Source organism: Massilia aurea, assembly GCF_024753205.1.
Classification (GTDB): Bacteria; Pseudomonadota; Gammaproteobacteria; order Burkholderiales; family Burkholderiaceae_D; genus Telluria; species Telluria aurea.
The window spans coordinates 953002-967804 of sequence record NZ_JANUGZ010000003.1 but is presented as its reverse complement, the minus strand read 5'-3'; the positions used below and the strand labels follow the sequence as shown (position 1 = coordinate 967804).

The following is a 14803-nucleotide window of genomic DNA, read 5'->3' as shown; positions in this document are numbered from 1 at the left end:
CAACTGCCCGTCTTGATATGAACTCCCGCGTTACCACCACCAGAGCTCATGGAATATAGTCCTCCGCCGCTGTTCAAACAAGGCGCGCCCGCGCGTGTCAAGGTGACGGTGTTCGCGCTGATCGCGATCGTTCTGCTGGTGGTCGACGCCCGCATGGGGCTTCTGGCCGGCGTGCGTACGGTCGCCGCGACCGTGCTGTACCCGATGCAGATGGCCGCCATGCTGCCACGCGATGCGGTGGGCAATATGGGCGTCTATTTCTCGTCGGTCTCCACGCTGCAAAAGCAGGTCCAGGCGCTGAAGAACCAGGAGCTGGCCCAGGCCCGCCTGCTGCAGCAGGCGCAGTTCCAGATGGCCGAGAACATCCACCTGCGGCGCCTGATGGACGGCAAGCAGCAACTGCCCGTGCAATCGCAGATGGCCGAAATCCTGTACGACGCGCGCGATCCGTCGACGCGCCGCATCGTCATCAATCGCGGCTCGCGCGACGACGTGACGCCCGGCCTGCCGGTGATCGACCATGCCGGCGTGGTGGGGCAGGTCACGCGCGTGTTTCCGTTCACATCCGAAGTCACGCTCCTGACCGACAAGGACCAGGCCATTCCCGTGCAGGTGCTGCGCAGCGGCTTGCGCAGCATCGTGTACGGCCGCGGTCATTCCGGTCAGCTCGATCTGCGCTTCGTGGCCCAGGACGCCGACATTCAGGTCGGCGACGTGCTGGTCACGTCGGGCCTGGACGGCATGTACCCGGCCGGCCTGGCCGTCGCGCGCGTGACGCAGGTCGAAAAGGCGACCGGCTCGTTCGGCCGTGTCGTTGGCCTGCCGCTGGCCGGCATCGACCGCAACCGCCAGGTGCTGGTGATCATGTCGAACCATGCCTTGCCGGCGCGCCCGCCGCAGGAAACACCGCCATCCGGCAACCGCCGCAAGCTGCCGGCGATGGCGCCGGTGCCGACGCCACCGTTGCCCGCGTCGCCATTGCCGGCCGCTGGCGCGCCGGCGGCCGTGCAGTCGCCGGTTGCGCCAGCGGCGCCGGTCACCCCGGGCGCCGCACCAACGACGACGCTGACCACACCTGTGCCGGCTACAACGACACGCGCCGCTACTACGCCGGCGGTCCGGGCGCAGCCTGCACCGACGCCAGTCGTACCTGCGCCGTCAGCACCGTCACCAACCCGATAAGCGACCATGCCAGGTAACCGCCCGCATTACATCCTGCTGCCCGTCAGCCCGCTGTTCATCACGTTCAGCCTGGTGTGCGCCTTCATGCTCAACCTGATGCCGTGGGGCCGCTGGCTTGGCGCGCCCGATTTCGTCGCACTGGTGCTGGTCTTCTGGGGCATCCACCAGCCGCGCAAGGTCGGCATCGGCGTCGCCTTCTGCATGGGCCTCCTGATGGACGTGCACGATGCGAGCCTCCTGGGCGAGAACGCGCTGGCCTATACGCTGCTGTCGTACTTCGCCATCATGATCCACCGCCGCGTGCTGTGGTTCCCGACGCTCACCCAGGCCATGCACGTGTTCCCGCTGCTCCTGATGGCGCAGGCGATCCAGCTGATCGTGCATTTCATCGTCTCCGGGCGCTTTCCTGGCCTGCTGCAATTCATTGAGAGCGTGGTGGCGGTGATCCTGTGGCCCGTGATCACCTGGCTGCTGCTGGCGCCCCAGCGCCGCGCGGTCGACCGCGACCACACCCGTCCGATCTGACCGACCTGAATCGACCCGAATCGACCAATAAGCGCATGACCGAATTCAAAGACAGCGATCGCGAGATCCACCAGTTCCGGATGCGCCTGACGGTGCTGATCGCCCTGGTCTTCATTTGCTTTGGCCTCCTGGTCGCGCGCGTCGTGTGGCTGCAGGTGCTGCACCACGACCAGTACGCGGCCCAGGCCGAGGACAACCGCATCGCGCTGGTGCCGATCGTGCCCAACCGCGGGTTGATCGTCGACCGCAACGGCGTGGTCCTGGCGCGTAACTATTCGGCCTATACGCTCGAACTGACGCCCTCGAAGCTGCAGGCGAACATGGAATCGGTGATCGACGAACTGGCCAAGCTGGTGCAGATCGAGCCACGCGACCGGCGCCGCTTCAAGCGCTTGCTCGAAGAGTCGCGCAGCTTTGCCAGCGTCCCGCTGCGCACGCGCCTGACCGATGACGAAGTGGCGCGCTTCACCGCGCAGCGCTTCCGTTTTCCCGGCGTTGAAGTGCAGGCGCGCCTGTTTCGCCAGTATCCGATGGGCGAGGTGGCCTCGCACGTGATCGGCTACATCGGCCGCATCAACCAGAAGGAAGCCGACGCGCTGGAAGAGGGCGACGACGCCGCCAACTACAACGGCACCGACCACATGGGCAAGGAAGGCGTCGAGAAGCGCTACGAGCGCCAGCTGCACGGCCAGACCGGCTACGAGCAGGTCGAGCGCTCCGCCGGTGGCCGCGCCATCCGCACGCTGCGCCGCACGGCGCCCACGCCCGGCAGTAACCTGATCCTGTCGATCGACATCGAACTGCAGAAGATCGCCGAAGAAGCGTTCGGTGACCAGCGCGGCGCCCTGGTGGCGATCGAGCCGGCCACCGGCGACGTGCTGGCGTATGTGTCGCGCCCCGGGTTCGATCCGAACCTGTTCGTCGACGGCATCGATACCCAGAGCTGGAACGAACTCAATACCTCGCTCGACAAGCCGCTGATGAACCGGCCGCTGTCGGGCACCTATCCGCCTGGCTCGACCTTCAAGCCGTTCATGTCGCTGGCAGCGCTCGAGATGGGGTTCCGCCGCCCGCAGGATGCGATCCGCGATCCCGGCTTCTTCATGCTGGGCGGGCACCGCTTCAACGATGACAAGCCGGGCGGGCACGGCATCGTCAATATGTACACCTCGATCGCCCACTCTTGCGATACCTATTACTATCAGCTGTCCAACGAGATGGGCATCGATAACATCTCGAAGTTCATGCGTGAATTCGGCTTTGGCCAGCCGACCGGGATCGACCTCGATTACGAAAAGACCGGCGTGCTGCCCTCAAAAGAGTGGAAGGCCGAGCGCTTCAAGCGCAACCCCGCGGCCCAGAAGTGGGTCGGCGGTGACACCATTTCGGTCGCGATCGGCCAGGGCTTCAACAACTACACGATGCTGCAGCTGGCGCATGCCACCGCCATCCTGGCCAACAACGGCGTGGTGATGAAGCCGCACCTGGTCAAGATGATCGAGGACGGCGCCACCCGCGAGCGCACGCTCACCGTGCCGAAGGAAACCCGGCGCCTGGCCATGAAGCCCGAACACATCGCCTTCATCAAGGATGCGATGGCGGGCGTGATCCGCGAAGGCACCGGCCAGAAAGCCTTTGCCGGCGCCCTGTACACGGCCGGCGGCAAGACCGGCACCGCCCAGGTGATCGGCTTGCGCGGCAAGAAATACAATGCCAACGCAATCGATGAACGCCACCGCGACAATGCATTGTTTACCGTGTTTGCGCCGGCCGAGCAGCCGCGCATCGCGCTGGCGATGGTCGTTGAAAATGCCGGCTTTGGCGGTGCTATCGCCGCGCCGATCGCGCGCAAGGTGCTCGATTACGCCATCCTGGGCAAGCGCCCGGCGCCGCCGGCCGAACCCAAAAAGGCCGAGCGTCCCGTCACCGTCAAGAAGATCGCACCAGCGCCAGCACCGACGCCAGCGCCCGTGACCGCACCGCTCCAGACGGCCAGCGCACCCGCCGTCACCCGAACCGAGTAAATCATGGCCCATATCCCAGAACGGCGTTCGCTGCGGCGGCGCCTGCGCCCCTATTTCACGGTGTTCGACCTGCCGCTCACGCTGATCCTCGCGGTCCTGGTCACGATCAGCATGATCACCATGTCATCGGCCGGCGCCGACTTCCCGGACCGGGTCGAGCACCAGATCCGTAACTTCCTGCTATCGTTTGCCGTGATGTGGATCGCCGCGAACATCGCGCCGCAAACGCTGATGCGCCTGGCCGTGCCGATCTACACCATCGGCGTGGCGCTGCTGGTCGCAGTGGCCATGTTTGGCCTGATCAAGAAGGGCGCGCGGCGCTGGCTGCACATCGGCGTGATCGACATCCAGCCGTCCGAGATCATGAAGATCGGCGTGCCCCTGATGCTGGCCTGGTATTTTCAGACCAGGGCCCAAGTCGCGGGCTGGAAGAATTACCTGGCCGCCGGGGCGCTCCTGATGATTCCGGTGGCGTTCATCATGAAGCAGCCCGACCTTGGCACGTCGCTGCTGGTGGCATCGTCGGGGCTGTACGTGATCTTCCTGGCCGGCCTGTCGTGGAAGGCCATCGCCGCCGTGTCGGTACTGGGGCTGGCCAGCCTGCCGGTCGGCTGGTCGATGATGCACGATTACCAGCGCGAGCGGGTGATGACGCTGATCGATCCGACCTCGGACCCGCTGGGCAAGGGCTTCCACATCATCCAGTCGATCATCGCGATCGGCTCCGGTGGCGTGAGCGGCAAGGGCTATATGAAGGGCACGCAGGGTTACCTGGAATTCGTGCCCGAGCGGACCACCGACTTCGTGTTCTCGGTGTATTCGGAAGAATTTGGCCTGATCGGCAACCTGTTCCTGCTGTTCGTGTACCTGCTGCTGATCGGGCGCGGCCTGATGATCGCGGCCAATGCGGCCAATACCTTCGGGCGCCTGCTGGCCGGGTCGATCTCGATGATTTTCTTTACCTATGCCTTTGTCAACATGGGCATGGTGGCGGGCATTTTGCCCGTGGTCGGGGTGCCGCTGCCCTTCATGAGCTATGGCGGTACTGCCTTTATCACACTCGGCCTTGGCGCCGGCATATTGATGAGTATTCAAAGACACCGTAAACTGGTGAAGACTTAACTAGCAGGAGGACTGCCAATGGGCGTTCGCAAAAACATCCCGGCGGTCGTAGCGGTTGCCTTTCTTGTCACGGCGTGCAGCAGTACCGGTGAACACAAGCGCTTGTCGCCATTTCCGTGGCCGCACAAGCCCACCGCCAAGCATGGCCCGGCGCCCAAGCTGCCGGCCGCCAATTCGGGACGGGGCGGCTACTACAAGGACGACGGCCCGGGCGAGAATCCGCCCGACGGGCTGCTCGAGACGCCCGACGCGGTCGTCGTGGCCGAACCGTTCAACAAGTTCACCAGCCGTCCCTACACGGTGCTGGGCAAGACCTACACGCCGCTGGGCAACGATGAACGGTGGACCCAGCGCGGCATCAGCACCTGGTATGGCAAGAAGTTCCATGGCCAGCGCACGGCTTCCGGTGAGCTCTACGACATGTACAAGATGACGGGTGCACACCCGACGCTGCCGATTCCGTCGTACGTGCGCGTGACCAGTCTGGAAAGCGGCCAGTCGGTGGTCGTGCGCATCAACGATCGCGGCCCGTTCCATTCCACGCGCATCATCGACGTGTCGTACACGGCTGCGCTGAAACTGGGCCTGCTCGGCAACGGCAGCCACGAGGTCGAGATCGAGCGCCTGTTCCCGGGCGATCCGATCGTCAATCCGGCGCAGATTGCCGCCGCGCGGCGTGAAGCGACATCGCAGGCGCAATCGGCGCCGCCCGAGATCGCCGCGCTGATGCTCGAAGACCGGGTGCGGTCGGACAGCGGCGCTGTCGTGCGCCTGGTGGAGCCGGCGACACCGGCGGCACCAGCAGCACCAGAGGCGCCGGCGCCGCGCGCCACGACGGGCGAGTATTACATCCAGCTTGGCGCGTATGGCCGCACCGGTACCGCCGAAGCGATCAGCGAGCAGATCGCGCGCGCCGGTGTGGACGTGGGCACGCTCGAAGTGGTGAAGGTGGGGGCATTCAATCGCCTGTATGGCGGGCCGTATCCGACCCGTGCCGAGGCGATCGAGGCGATGGACGCGCTGCCGGCTTCGTTGGGGTTGAAGCCGATCGTCGTGCGGCGCTGACGCCTCGCCAGTCTTTCTGAAACTGCGTTATGCCGCCACGCGCTTGCTGCGGCGACGCACGGCGCCCAGGCCGGCCAGACCGGCAAGCGCCAGCAGGATGCTCGATGGCTCCGGCACTTCGGCAGACGCCACGACTTTCGTGTAATCCAGCAGCAGCTGCGAATTGGTCAGGATCAGGTCACCCGCGACCTGCAGGTTCACCGTCAACTGGTCGCTGCGCAGCAGTTCGTCGATGATCGACTGATTCGAGATGATGCCGCTGATGGTGAAGGCGCCGGTGTAGTCGCGGGTGACGGTCGTGGTGTCGGTCCAGCTCTTCGTGTAGAAGTCGTAGCACTGGTAGTAAGAGCAGCCCATGCCTTCGTACTTGACCTGAAGCGGGCTCGATGCGGTCGTGCTCGACTCAAGCAATGACGTGCTGCCCGTACCGAGAGCAACGCCGCCGATCGACAGGGCCGCGCTTTCCTGCTGGCCCGTGCGCTCTACCGTCGCGTAATTGGTCAGATAGCGTGCATAGCTGATCGACGTGTGGGGCATCCAGCCCGTCATGTTGCTGCCGGTAGAGACTGGCGCCGACGTCGTGAACATATCGGTGCCATCGTCGCGGAACGAGAACGAGAACGTCAGGCTGTTGACCGTGTAGTCGGCCGGCAGGAAGGATTTGCCACTGAACACGGCGCTGTAATTGTTGTTTGCCATGTCGCTCGAGGCGAACGCGCCGGTCATGGCGATTGGCGTGGCCAGGGCTGAAGCGGAGATGGTGCAGAGTGCGGTCAACAGAGCGGTGGTGATCAGTTTTTTCATGGCAAACCCCTAGTTTTGAATTTAAGAAACAATAATTTGTATATAGCAATACTTATGCCAGCGCAGCAACCTATTGATTATAAACAATCTTATTTTCTTAAAAGAATTTAGTGTAAAGAAATTCGACAGGTTTTAGCGTCCGCGCAACACGTAGGGACGAAAAAAAGCGCACCCACAGGTGCGCTGTCGATGGATCCTTAAGAGATTTAGCTGCAGCGGGTGAGGTCGACGCCGTTGTAGTCGTCGGCGATGCCCGTCAAGCGGTCGCGCTCGGCAGCGTCGATCTGGCGATACTGGTAGCCGGCGCGCGTCACTTGCGGTCCGCGCGGCAGAATACGCACGCCGCGTACGCCCTGGCGCTGCAGATCGGCCACAAGTTTTTGCGCCGTGCCGTCGGATTTGAACACCCCCAGCGAAATCGCATAGCGTAGTGGCGACGTGTCGTTCTGCATGATGAAGAAGTTGGTCACGCCGCGCTCCCTGAGCTCGGCGACGCGGCGCTGGGCGCCTTCCCGGCCCCCGTTCGGTGGCAGGTAGACCAGGCGGCTCGTCACTTCCTGATACGGCATCTCGATGCGCGACTGGCGCGGCGTGAGGCCAAGCCGGGCGACACGGGCCTCGAAGCGGCGCGCATCGGCCGTGCTGAACGGACCGGCCTGCACGCACGCGACCAGATCACGGCTAACTGGCGCTGGTGCTGGTGCTGGCGCAGGTTCGGGCAGAAGCGCAGCCACCTCGGCTTGCGGCGCCGGTGCAGCGCTTGCCGCCGCCGCTGCCTGCCTGGCCTGCGTTGGCGTGAGCTGCTGCATGCGTTCGGGCGCGAGCTGGTTCTTCAGGCGCGCCGGCTCGCGCGCCCCATCACCCGGCTGGCCGAGCAGGCCCTGGCCATACGCCAGCAAGACCCCATTGGCGCCCAGCAGCGCCCAGAACACGAATTTCAGCACCGCATATCTCCCGTCGAGCCGGTGGCTGCTGCATGCAGGCCGACCAGTACGATGTTATCGACCACCTGGTGCGCAACCTTGAGGGCCGGCGCGATATGGGGCCCGGCGCCGCCCGAGACGATGCAGAAGGCGCCGCCCAGGCCAGCCACCGCACGCTCGATCGCGCCCGCCTGCGCCGAGAGCAGACCGGACAGGATTGCATCCTGCGTGTTGTCGCCAAACAGCGGCGGCAGCGCGCCGGCATCGACCTGCGGCAGTTGCGCCGTGTTGCGCGCCAGGCTGGCGGCCATCAGGGCCAGGCCGGGCAGGATCATGCCGCCGATGAAGTGGCCGTCGGCGCGTACCGCGTCGACCGTGGTCGCGGTGCCGCAGGTGGCCACGATCAGGTCCTGGCCGGGGGCCAGCGCGCGCGCGCCGATGGCAGCGGCAAATCGGTCGCACCCGAGCCGCGCCGGCTCGCGATAGCCGTTGGTGATGCCTGCGCGCTGCGGCGTGGACGCGAACCACTCGACCTGCGCATGCGCCGGCAGCAGGGCCGCGATGCGTTCGGCCAGCGCAGGCCCCGCCACGTTCGAGACCAGTACGCGCGTGGCGCCGGCCCAGTCGGACGCCAATGGATCCAGCTCGGCATGCGCCACCGCGCCAGTGGCCGACCAGGCGCCAGGCGCCGCGCCGTCCTCTGCCAATGCCCACTTGACGCGGGTATTGCCGGCATCGATCAGCAGCATCATGCTTTCACCCGCAGCGAGACGTCGCCGGCCATCACGGTGATGCGGCCTTCATCTGTATCGAGCAGCAAGCGCCCGCTATCGTCGACACCGGCCGCGCGCCCTTCGTGCCGCACGACACCGCCATCGAGCAGGACGACGGTCTCGCCCTGCCACGCATGGCGCAGATTCCAGCGCGCGCTGAAGGCGGCAAACCCGCGCGCGGTAAATTCGCGCAGGCAGTCGGCCAGGCCGTCGAGCAGCGCCGCCATCAACGCGTCGCGGTCCATGCGCGCCAGCCACGGCATGCCGGCCGCGCTGCGACCCAGCTGCGCTTCCATCTCATCCGGCATCAACAGGTTCAGGCCGATGCCGATCACGCACCAGGTGCCGCCGCCAGGGGCGGACTGGGTTTCGATCAGGATGCCGGCCAGTTTGTCGCCATCCTTGAGCACATCGTTCGGCCACTTCAGCTGTACCTGCTGGCCCAGCGTGCCAAGCGTGTCGGCCAGCGCCACACCCACCGCCAGCGGCAGGCCAAGCAGCGCCTGCGGCCCGCCGTCGAAGCGCCAGGCCAGCGAAAACGTCAGCGAGCCTTCGGGCGACGACAGCCAGCTGCGCCCGGCGCGCCCGCGGCCGGCGCTTTGATGTTCGGCTATCAGCAGCAACGGGGCGGCAAGCGTGCTGGCGCGCGCGAGCAGATCGGCATTGGTCGACCCGGTCTGCGCGACGACTTCAACGGCGACGCCTGCGCGCGACAGGGCGGCAATGGCGGCGGCGTTCATGGCTGCTCCCGGCGCGGCTTGGTCGGCGCGCGCGCAAAGAGACGGTCGAAGAGGGCGTCGGGCATCAGGCGCAGCAGCTTGGCGACGATGCCCATCTGCCACGGCAGCACGCGGTAACTGTCACCGCGCGCGATCGCCGCGACAGCCCGCGTGGCAAAACGTTCGGGGCGCATCAAAAAGGGCATGGGGAAGCGGTTGGCACGGGTCATGGGGGTATCGATGTAGCCGGGCGCGATGGTCACGACGCGAATATTTGACGGCCGCAGTTCCACGCGCAGCGCTTCGCAATAGCTGTGCAGCGCGGCCTTGCTGGCGCAGTACGCGCCGGCGCCGCGCATGCCGCGAATGCCGGCCACGCTGCCGATGCCGACCAGGCGGCACGGCGTCGACTGGGTTTTCATGGGGGCGATGAACGGTGCGAACGTCGCCACCGTGGCGTTCACATTGGTGGCAAAGACGGCGTCGAACACGGCCAGGTCGTCGGCTTGTTCGGTCAGCGTGCCCTGCGAAATGCCGGCGCAGGCGATGACGATATCGGCGCCACCGTTCACGGCGATGAAGTCCTGCGCTGCGGTGGCAAGGGCCGCGCGATCGAGCACATCGACCGCATACACCTGGTGGCGCGAGGGATCAGGGAGCGATTGCCGCAGTTGGTCGAGCGCGTCGCGCCGTCGGCCCAGGAGGCCCAGCACAGCGCCGCGCGCGGCATATTCGCGCGCCAGCGCGGCGCCAATGCCGCTCGAGGCGCCGGTGATGAAGACGCGCTGGCCCGGCAGCGACATGCCGGATCAGCGCTGGTTGCGCACGATGGCGACGTCGATGCCGCTGTCGAGCAGCTTGGCGCGCGCGCGGTTGACGCCTTCGACCTGCGTGAACGGGCCAACGCGCACGCGGTGCAGCACGCCGCTGTCGGTGCTGCGGTCGGTGATCGCGGCTTCGAAGCCCAGCAGCGCCAGCTTGGCGCGGGTGTTTTCAGCGTCCGACATTTCGCGGAACGCGCCCGCTTGCAGGTAATAGATGTAGCCGTCGGTGACGGCGGCAGCCGCCGGCGCCGCGACCGTGTTGACGGGCGCCGGCGATGACGCCGGCGTTGCGGCGCGGCGCGGCGCCTGCATGCCGGCGATCGCGGCGCCCAGTGGATCGGCGTCTGCGGGCGCTGCAGCTGGCGCGGCGGGGGCGGCGGGTGTGGCTGGTACTGCCGGTGCGGCAGCCGGTGCACTCGGCGCCGGCTTGGGCGTCTCGCGCACTGGCGTGCGGGTACCGTACAGCGGCTTGTTCGGATCGTTGGCCTGGCTCGGCTCGAGGTCGGCCGGGCGTCCCATCTTGTTGGAGCGGTCGGTGAAGGGCGAGGCGCCCTTGGTGATCACGAGGGCGACCGCCACTGCGATGCCCAACCCGATGATCAGGCCGATGATGATGCCCGTCAGGGTACTGCCGCGCTGGCGGAGGGGCGAGAAGGATCGAATGGCGGTCATGACGCTTTCTGGTTGGGCAGTGGGATGCAGTGATTACATTTTGTCCGGCGCCGACACGCCGATCAGCGCGAGGCCGTTGCGCAGCACCTGGCGCGTGGCCGCGGCCAGCGCGAGGCGGGCCAGCTTGAGCGGCTCGTCGTCGTCCAGCAGCCACTTGTGCGCGAAGTAGTAGCTGTGCAGGTCGCCGGCCAGTTCGCGCAGGTAGAACGCGACCTGGTGCGGGCCCAGTTCGGCCAAGGCGCGCTCGAGCACTTCAGGGTACGACGCCAGCTTGGCCAGCAGTTCGAATTCCTTCGGCGAGGTGAGCGGCGACAAATCGACGCTGGCGAGCGAAGCGACATCGCCGCCCCAGTTGGCCAGCGCCGAGCAGATGCGCGCGTGCGCGTACTGGACGTAGTACACCGGGTTCTCGTCGCTCGTTTCGAGCGCGACGTTCACGTCGAACACGAACTCGGTATCGGCCTTGCGCGAGATGAGGAAGAAGCGCACCGCGTCGCGGCCACGCGTGACGTCGCCCGCGCCCGACCAGTCGATCAGGTCGCGCACGGTGACATACGAGCCGGCGCGCTTGGAAATCTTGACCTCTTCGCCATCCTTCATCACGGTGACCATCTTGTGCAGCACGTAGTCGGGATAGCCTTGCGGGATGCCGATATCGACCGCCTGCAGGCCGGCGCGCACGCGCGCGATCGTGCCGTGGTGGTCACTGCCCTGGATATTGATCGCCTGGTCGAAGCCGCGGCGGAATTTCTGGATGTGGTACGCCACGTCCGGCACGAAGTACGTATAGGTGCCGTCGGACTTGCGCATCACGCGGTCCTTGTCGTCGCCGTAGTCGGTGGTCTTGAGCCACAGCGCGCCGCCGTCTTCATAGGTCTTGCCCGAGTCGACCAGCGTCTTGACGGCGGTGTCGACCTTGCCGTCGGCGTACAGCGACGACTCGAGGTAGTAGTTGTCGAACTTGACGCCGAAGGCCTGCAGATCCTGGTCCTGCTCATTGCGCAGGTAGGTCACGGCGAAGCGGCGGATCGATTCGAGATCGTCGACGTCGCCGCTGGCGGTGGCCGGTTCGCCATCGCTGGCCGAGACGGTTTTTTTGGCCAGGAAGTCGGCGGCGATCTCGGCGATGTAGTCGCCGTTGTAGGCGGATTCGGGCCATTCGGCGTCGCCCGGCTTGAAGCCGCGCGCGCGCGCCTGCACCGAGTTCGCCAGCGTGGCAATCTGCACGCCCGCATCGTTGTAATAGAACTCGCGCGTGACGTCATGGCCCTGCGACAGGAACAGCGACGCCATCGCGTCACCCAGCGCGGCCTGGCGGCCGTGACCGACGTGCAGCGGGCCGGTCGGGTTGGCCGAGACGAATTCGATGATCACGTGGTGGCCGGCGCCGCTGGTGCTGCTACCGAATGCTGCGCCCTGTTCGAGCACGCTGCGCGCGACCGATTGCTTGGCGCTGGCCGCCACGCGCAGGTTGATGAAACCGGGACCGGCGATGTCGGCGGCGTCGATCAGGCCTTCTGCGCCAGGTTCGGCCAGCAGTGCGGCGACCAGGCGCGTGGCCAGTTCGCGCGGGTTGGTCTTGAGTGGCTTGGCCAGCTGCATCGCGATATTGCAGGCGATGTCGCCGTGCGACGGATCGCGTGGCCGTTCGAGCACCACGTTCGGGGTGAGATCGGTACCGGCAACGATCGGCGCGAGGGCGGCCTGGAACAGGGCAACGATTTGTTGTTTTTGTTGGGCGAGCATGGGAATGGTCGAAAATGTAATGAGGCGGCGCCTGGAGGTCAGGCAAACAGTGCACATTATACTAGCTTGACGGGCCGCTTTGGCGGGCTGCGGCGCCAGCGGCCGGCGTATCACCCACTATCAGGATAACCACAGCGGCCACTATATTAAGCGTCGTCAAAGGCATAACCGTTACAATGGGAGCCCATTTTCGCAACATTTTATTCGCCATGACTGACAAGCGTCCAACGCTCTCCCTGAAACCCAAGGCCAAGCCGGCAGCCGACCGGCGCGGCACCGGCGCGGCAGGCCGCAAGCCGGCCCAGGCCGCTGAGCGCGGGCAACCACGCGCACAGGGGCAGGGGCAGGGGCAGGGCAGTCAGGCGCAGGGCGAACGCGCACCGGCCCAGCCGGCATCGGCGTCCGGCTATCAGTTGAAGCACCACGTGGCGCGTCCGCAGCGCGAAGAACCGCGCCTGCGCGCCAGTCATGAAGTGAAGGTCGCGCCGCAGCGCGACTACAAGCCCGACCTCAAATCCGACTCGTTGGCCCTTGCGCTGCTGGGCGCGGCCAGCGCCGTCGCCCGCGTGCAGGGCGGCATGGCGCTGCCGCAGGCGCTGTCGATCGTGTTCGGCGCCTATGACGTCACGCCGCAAACGCGCGGCGCGATCCAGGACATCGCCTACCGCACGATGCGCCAGCTGGGCCGCAGCGAAACGCTGCTGGGCCTGATGACGAGCAAGGCGCCCGAGCCGCCGATGCTGGGCGCGCTGTTGTGCGCGGCGCTGTCGCTGCTCGACCCGCCCGACGGCACGCCGGCGCCGTACGAAGCGTTCACCGTGGTCGACCAGGCCGTCACCGGCGCGGCGGCGCATCCCGATTTTGCGCATGCCAAGGCGATGGTCAATGCGGTACTGCGCCGCTTCCTGCGCGAGCGTGAATCGCTCGTCGAAGAAGCGCTGCGCACGCCACTGGCGCGCTGGAATTATCCGCAGTGGTGGATCGACACGGCGCGCGCCGCGTACCCACGCGACTGGGAAGCGGTGCTTGCTGCCGGCAACGCGCATCCGCCACTGACGCTGCGCGTGAACCGCCGCCGGCAAGAGGTCGCCGCCTACCTGCAGTCGCTGCAGGATGCCGGCCTGGATGCCGAGCAGGTGGGGCCGTACGCGGTGCGCCTGGCACAGGCGATCAATGTGAGTCAGATCCCCGGCTTTGCCGAGGGCGTCGTGTCGGTGCAGGATGCCGGCGCCCAGCTGGCCGCGCCACTGCTCGACCTGCAGGACGGCATGCGCGTGCTCGACGCGTGCGCAGCTCCCGGCGGCAAGAGCGGCCATATCCTCGAGACGGCAAACGTCGAACTCACCGCCGTCGACACCGATGCGCTGCGCCTTGGCCGGGTGGGCGACAACCTCGGCCGCCTGGGCCTGGCCGCGCAACTCGTGACGGCCGACGCCGGCGCGACCGACTGGTGGGATGGCCGTCAATACGACCGCATCCTGGCCGACGTGCCGTGCACGGCGTCGGGCATCGTGCGCCGCCACCCGGATATCCGCTGGTTGCGCCGCAAGTCGGATACATCCCAACTTGCAACACTTTCAGCCAAAATACTCGACAACCTTTGGCAGATGCTGCTGCCGAATGGTAAATTGCTATTCGTGACATGTTCGCTCTGGCCCCAGGAATCGGAGGCGCAGGCGGCTGCCTTCGCGGCCCGCCACGACGCGGTCCGCCTCGATGCGCCGGGCCAACTGCTGCCCGTCGGTGGCGCCGGACAGGATCATGACGGTTTGTTCTACGCCCTGTTCCAGAAGAAAGCGGCGTGAAGTTCTTTTCACTACGCGCATTATTTAAGGCCCCGGCTCCCCCGTGACGTTACGATTTTTCCGCCTTCTCGCCTGTCAGTTGCTGCTGGCGATTGCGTGCGTTGCCATGGGCACGCCGGCGCAGGCGGCCGACGACATCGACATCACCCGCGCAACCATCGAAGCGAGCGACGATGGCTACCGCCTCAACACGGCCTACAACTTCGAGCTGAACCACGGCCTGAAGGACGCGATCCAGCACGGGGTCCAGCTGCACTTCACCACCGAGATCGAACTCACGCGCCCGCGCTGGTACTGGCGCGATGAAAAGGCGGTCTCGGAAAAACGCACCATCCGCATTTCGTACGACGTGCTCACGCGCCAGTATTACGTGGTCGTGGTGGGCTCGTTCCAGGAACGCTTCCAGACCTTCGAGGACGCGATGTTCATGATCCGGCGCCCGACGCGCTGGCTGATCGCGCCCAAGGGCGCGCTCAAGGCCGGCGAAGTCTATGAAGTCTCGCTGCGCATGTACATGGACCGCGAGTACCTGCAAAAACCGTTGCAGGTCAATGCCTTCAACGACTCGGACTGGCGCCTGACCTCCAGCCGCAAGACCTTCAACTACCGTGCGGAGTGA

14 protein-coding genes are annotated in these 14803 nt (G+C 66.1%); 7 read left to right on the top strand and 7 right to left on the bottom strand.

What is annotated here, in order from left to right; translation table 11 throughout:
* Nucleotides 1–48 precede the first annotated feature (48 nt).
* The 5 genes from mreC to NX775_RS14885 are packed head-to-tail and all read left to right on the top strand — an operon-like array spanning nt 49 to nt 5918.
* Nucleotides 49–1182, top strand: coding sequence for a rod shape-determining protein MreC (gene mreC, locus NX775_RS14905; RefSeq protein ID WP_258836703.1), 1134 nt, complete (start codon nt 49–51; stop codon nt 1180–1182).
* A gap of 6 nt (nt 1183–1188) precedes the next feature.
* Nucleotides 1189–1707: a rod shape-determining protein MreD gene (mreD, locus tag NX775_RS14900; protein WP_183556682.1), complete on the top strand. Its 519-nt coding sequence runs from the start codon at nt 1189–1191 to the stop codon at nt 1705–1707.
* A 35-nt stretch (nt 1708–1742) separates the two neighbouring features.
* The gene (mrdA, locus tag NX775_RS14895; RefSeq protein WP_258836702.1) at nt 1743–3731 is read left to right on the top strand and encodes a penicillin-binding protein 2; all 1989 of its coding nucleotides are present in this window, start codon (nt 1743–1745) and stop codon (nt 3729–3731) included.
* Between the two features lie 3 nt (nt 3732–3734).
* Nucleotides 3735–4853 carry a rod shape-determining protein RodA gene (gene rodA / locus NX775_RS14890; protein WP_183556686.1) on the top strand — a complete coding sequence of 373 codons (1119 nt, stop codon included), beginning with the start codon at nt 3735–3737 and terminating at the stop codon, nt 4851–4853.
* Nucleotides 4854–4871: 18 nt separating this feature from the next.
* The gene (locus NX775_RS14885) at nt 4872–5918 is read left to right on the top strand and encodes a septal ring lytic transglycosylase RlpA family protein (protein ID WP_258836701.1); all 1047 of its coding nucleotides are present in this window, start codon (nt 4872–4874) and stop codon (nt 5916–5918) included.
* Nucleotides 5919–5945: 27 nt separating this feature from the next.
* Here NX775_RS14885 and NX775_RS14880 read toward each other — a convergent pair whose 3' ends face one another.
* From NX775_RS14880 to argS, 7 genes are all read right to left on the bottom strand, one after another.
* A complete protein-coding gene (locus NX775_RS14880; RefSeq protein ID WP_258836700.1) occupies nt 5946–6722 on the bottom strand; it encodes a PEP-CTERM sorting domain-containing protein in 777 nt (258 codons plus the stop codon).
* A 206-nt stretch (nt 6723–6928) separates the two neighbouring features.
* Nucleotides 6929–7666, bottom strand: coding sequence for an SPOR domain-containing protein (locus tag NX775_RS14875; protein WP_258836699.1), 738 nt, complete (start codon nt 7664–7666; stop codon nt 6929–6931).
* Nucleotides 7660–8397, bottom strand: coding sequence for a type III pantothenate kinase (locus tag NX775_RS14870; RefSeq protein ID WP_258836698.1), 738 nt, complete (start codon nt 8395–8397; stop codon nt 7660–7662). The genes NX775_RS14875 and NX775_RS14870 overlap by 7 nt, the downstream gene beginning before the upstream one ends.
* On the bottom strand, nt 8394–9158 hold the full coding sequence (locus NX775_RS14865; protein ID WP_258836697.1) for a biotin--[acetyl-CoA-carboxylase] ligase: 765 nt from the start codon (nt 9156–9158) through the stop codon (nt 8394–8396). Before NX775_RS14865 ends, NX775_RS14870 begins: the two co-directional genes overlap by 4 nt.
* Complete coding sequence (locus NX775_RS14860) at nt 9155–9940, bottom strand: SDR family oxidoreductase (RefSeq protein ID WP_258836696.1); 786 nt, start codon at nt 9938–9940, stop codon at nt 9155–9157. The genes NX775_RS14865 and NX775_RS14860 overlap by 4 nt, the downstream gene beginning before the upstream one ends.
* Nucleotides 9941–9946: 6 nt before the next feature.
* A complete protein-coding gene (locus NX775_RS14855) occupies nt 9947–10633 on the bottom strand; it encodes an SPOR domain-containing protein (RefSeq protein ID WP_258836695.1) in 687 nt (228 codons plus the stop codon).
* Between the two features lie 33 nt (nt 10634–10666).
* Complete coding sequence (gene argS, locus NX775_RS14850; protein WP_258836694.1) at nt 10667–12379, bottom strand: arginine--tRNA ligase; 1713 nt, start codon at nt 12377–12379, stop codon at nt 10667–10669.
* A 209-nt stretch (nt 12380–12588) separates the two neighbouring features.
* Here argS and rsmB point away from each other — a divergent pair, with 209 nt between their 5' ends.
* Together rsmB and NX775_RS14840 are read left to right on the top strand one after the other, a co-directional pair.
* Nucleotides 12589–14184 carry a 16S rRNA (cytosine(967)-C(5))-methyltransferase RsmB gene (rsmB, locus tag NX775_RS14845; protein WP_258836693.1) on the top strand — a complete coding sequence of 532 codons (1596 nt, stop codon included), beginning with the start codon at nt 12589–12591 and terminating at the stop codon, nt 14182–14184.
* 43 nt (nt 14185–14227) lie between these two features.
* A complete protein-coding gene (locus NX775_RS14840; RefSeq protein ID WP_258836692.1) occupies nt 14228–14803 on the top strand; it encodes a DUF4390 domain-containing protein in 576 nt (191 codons plus the stop codon).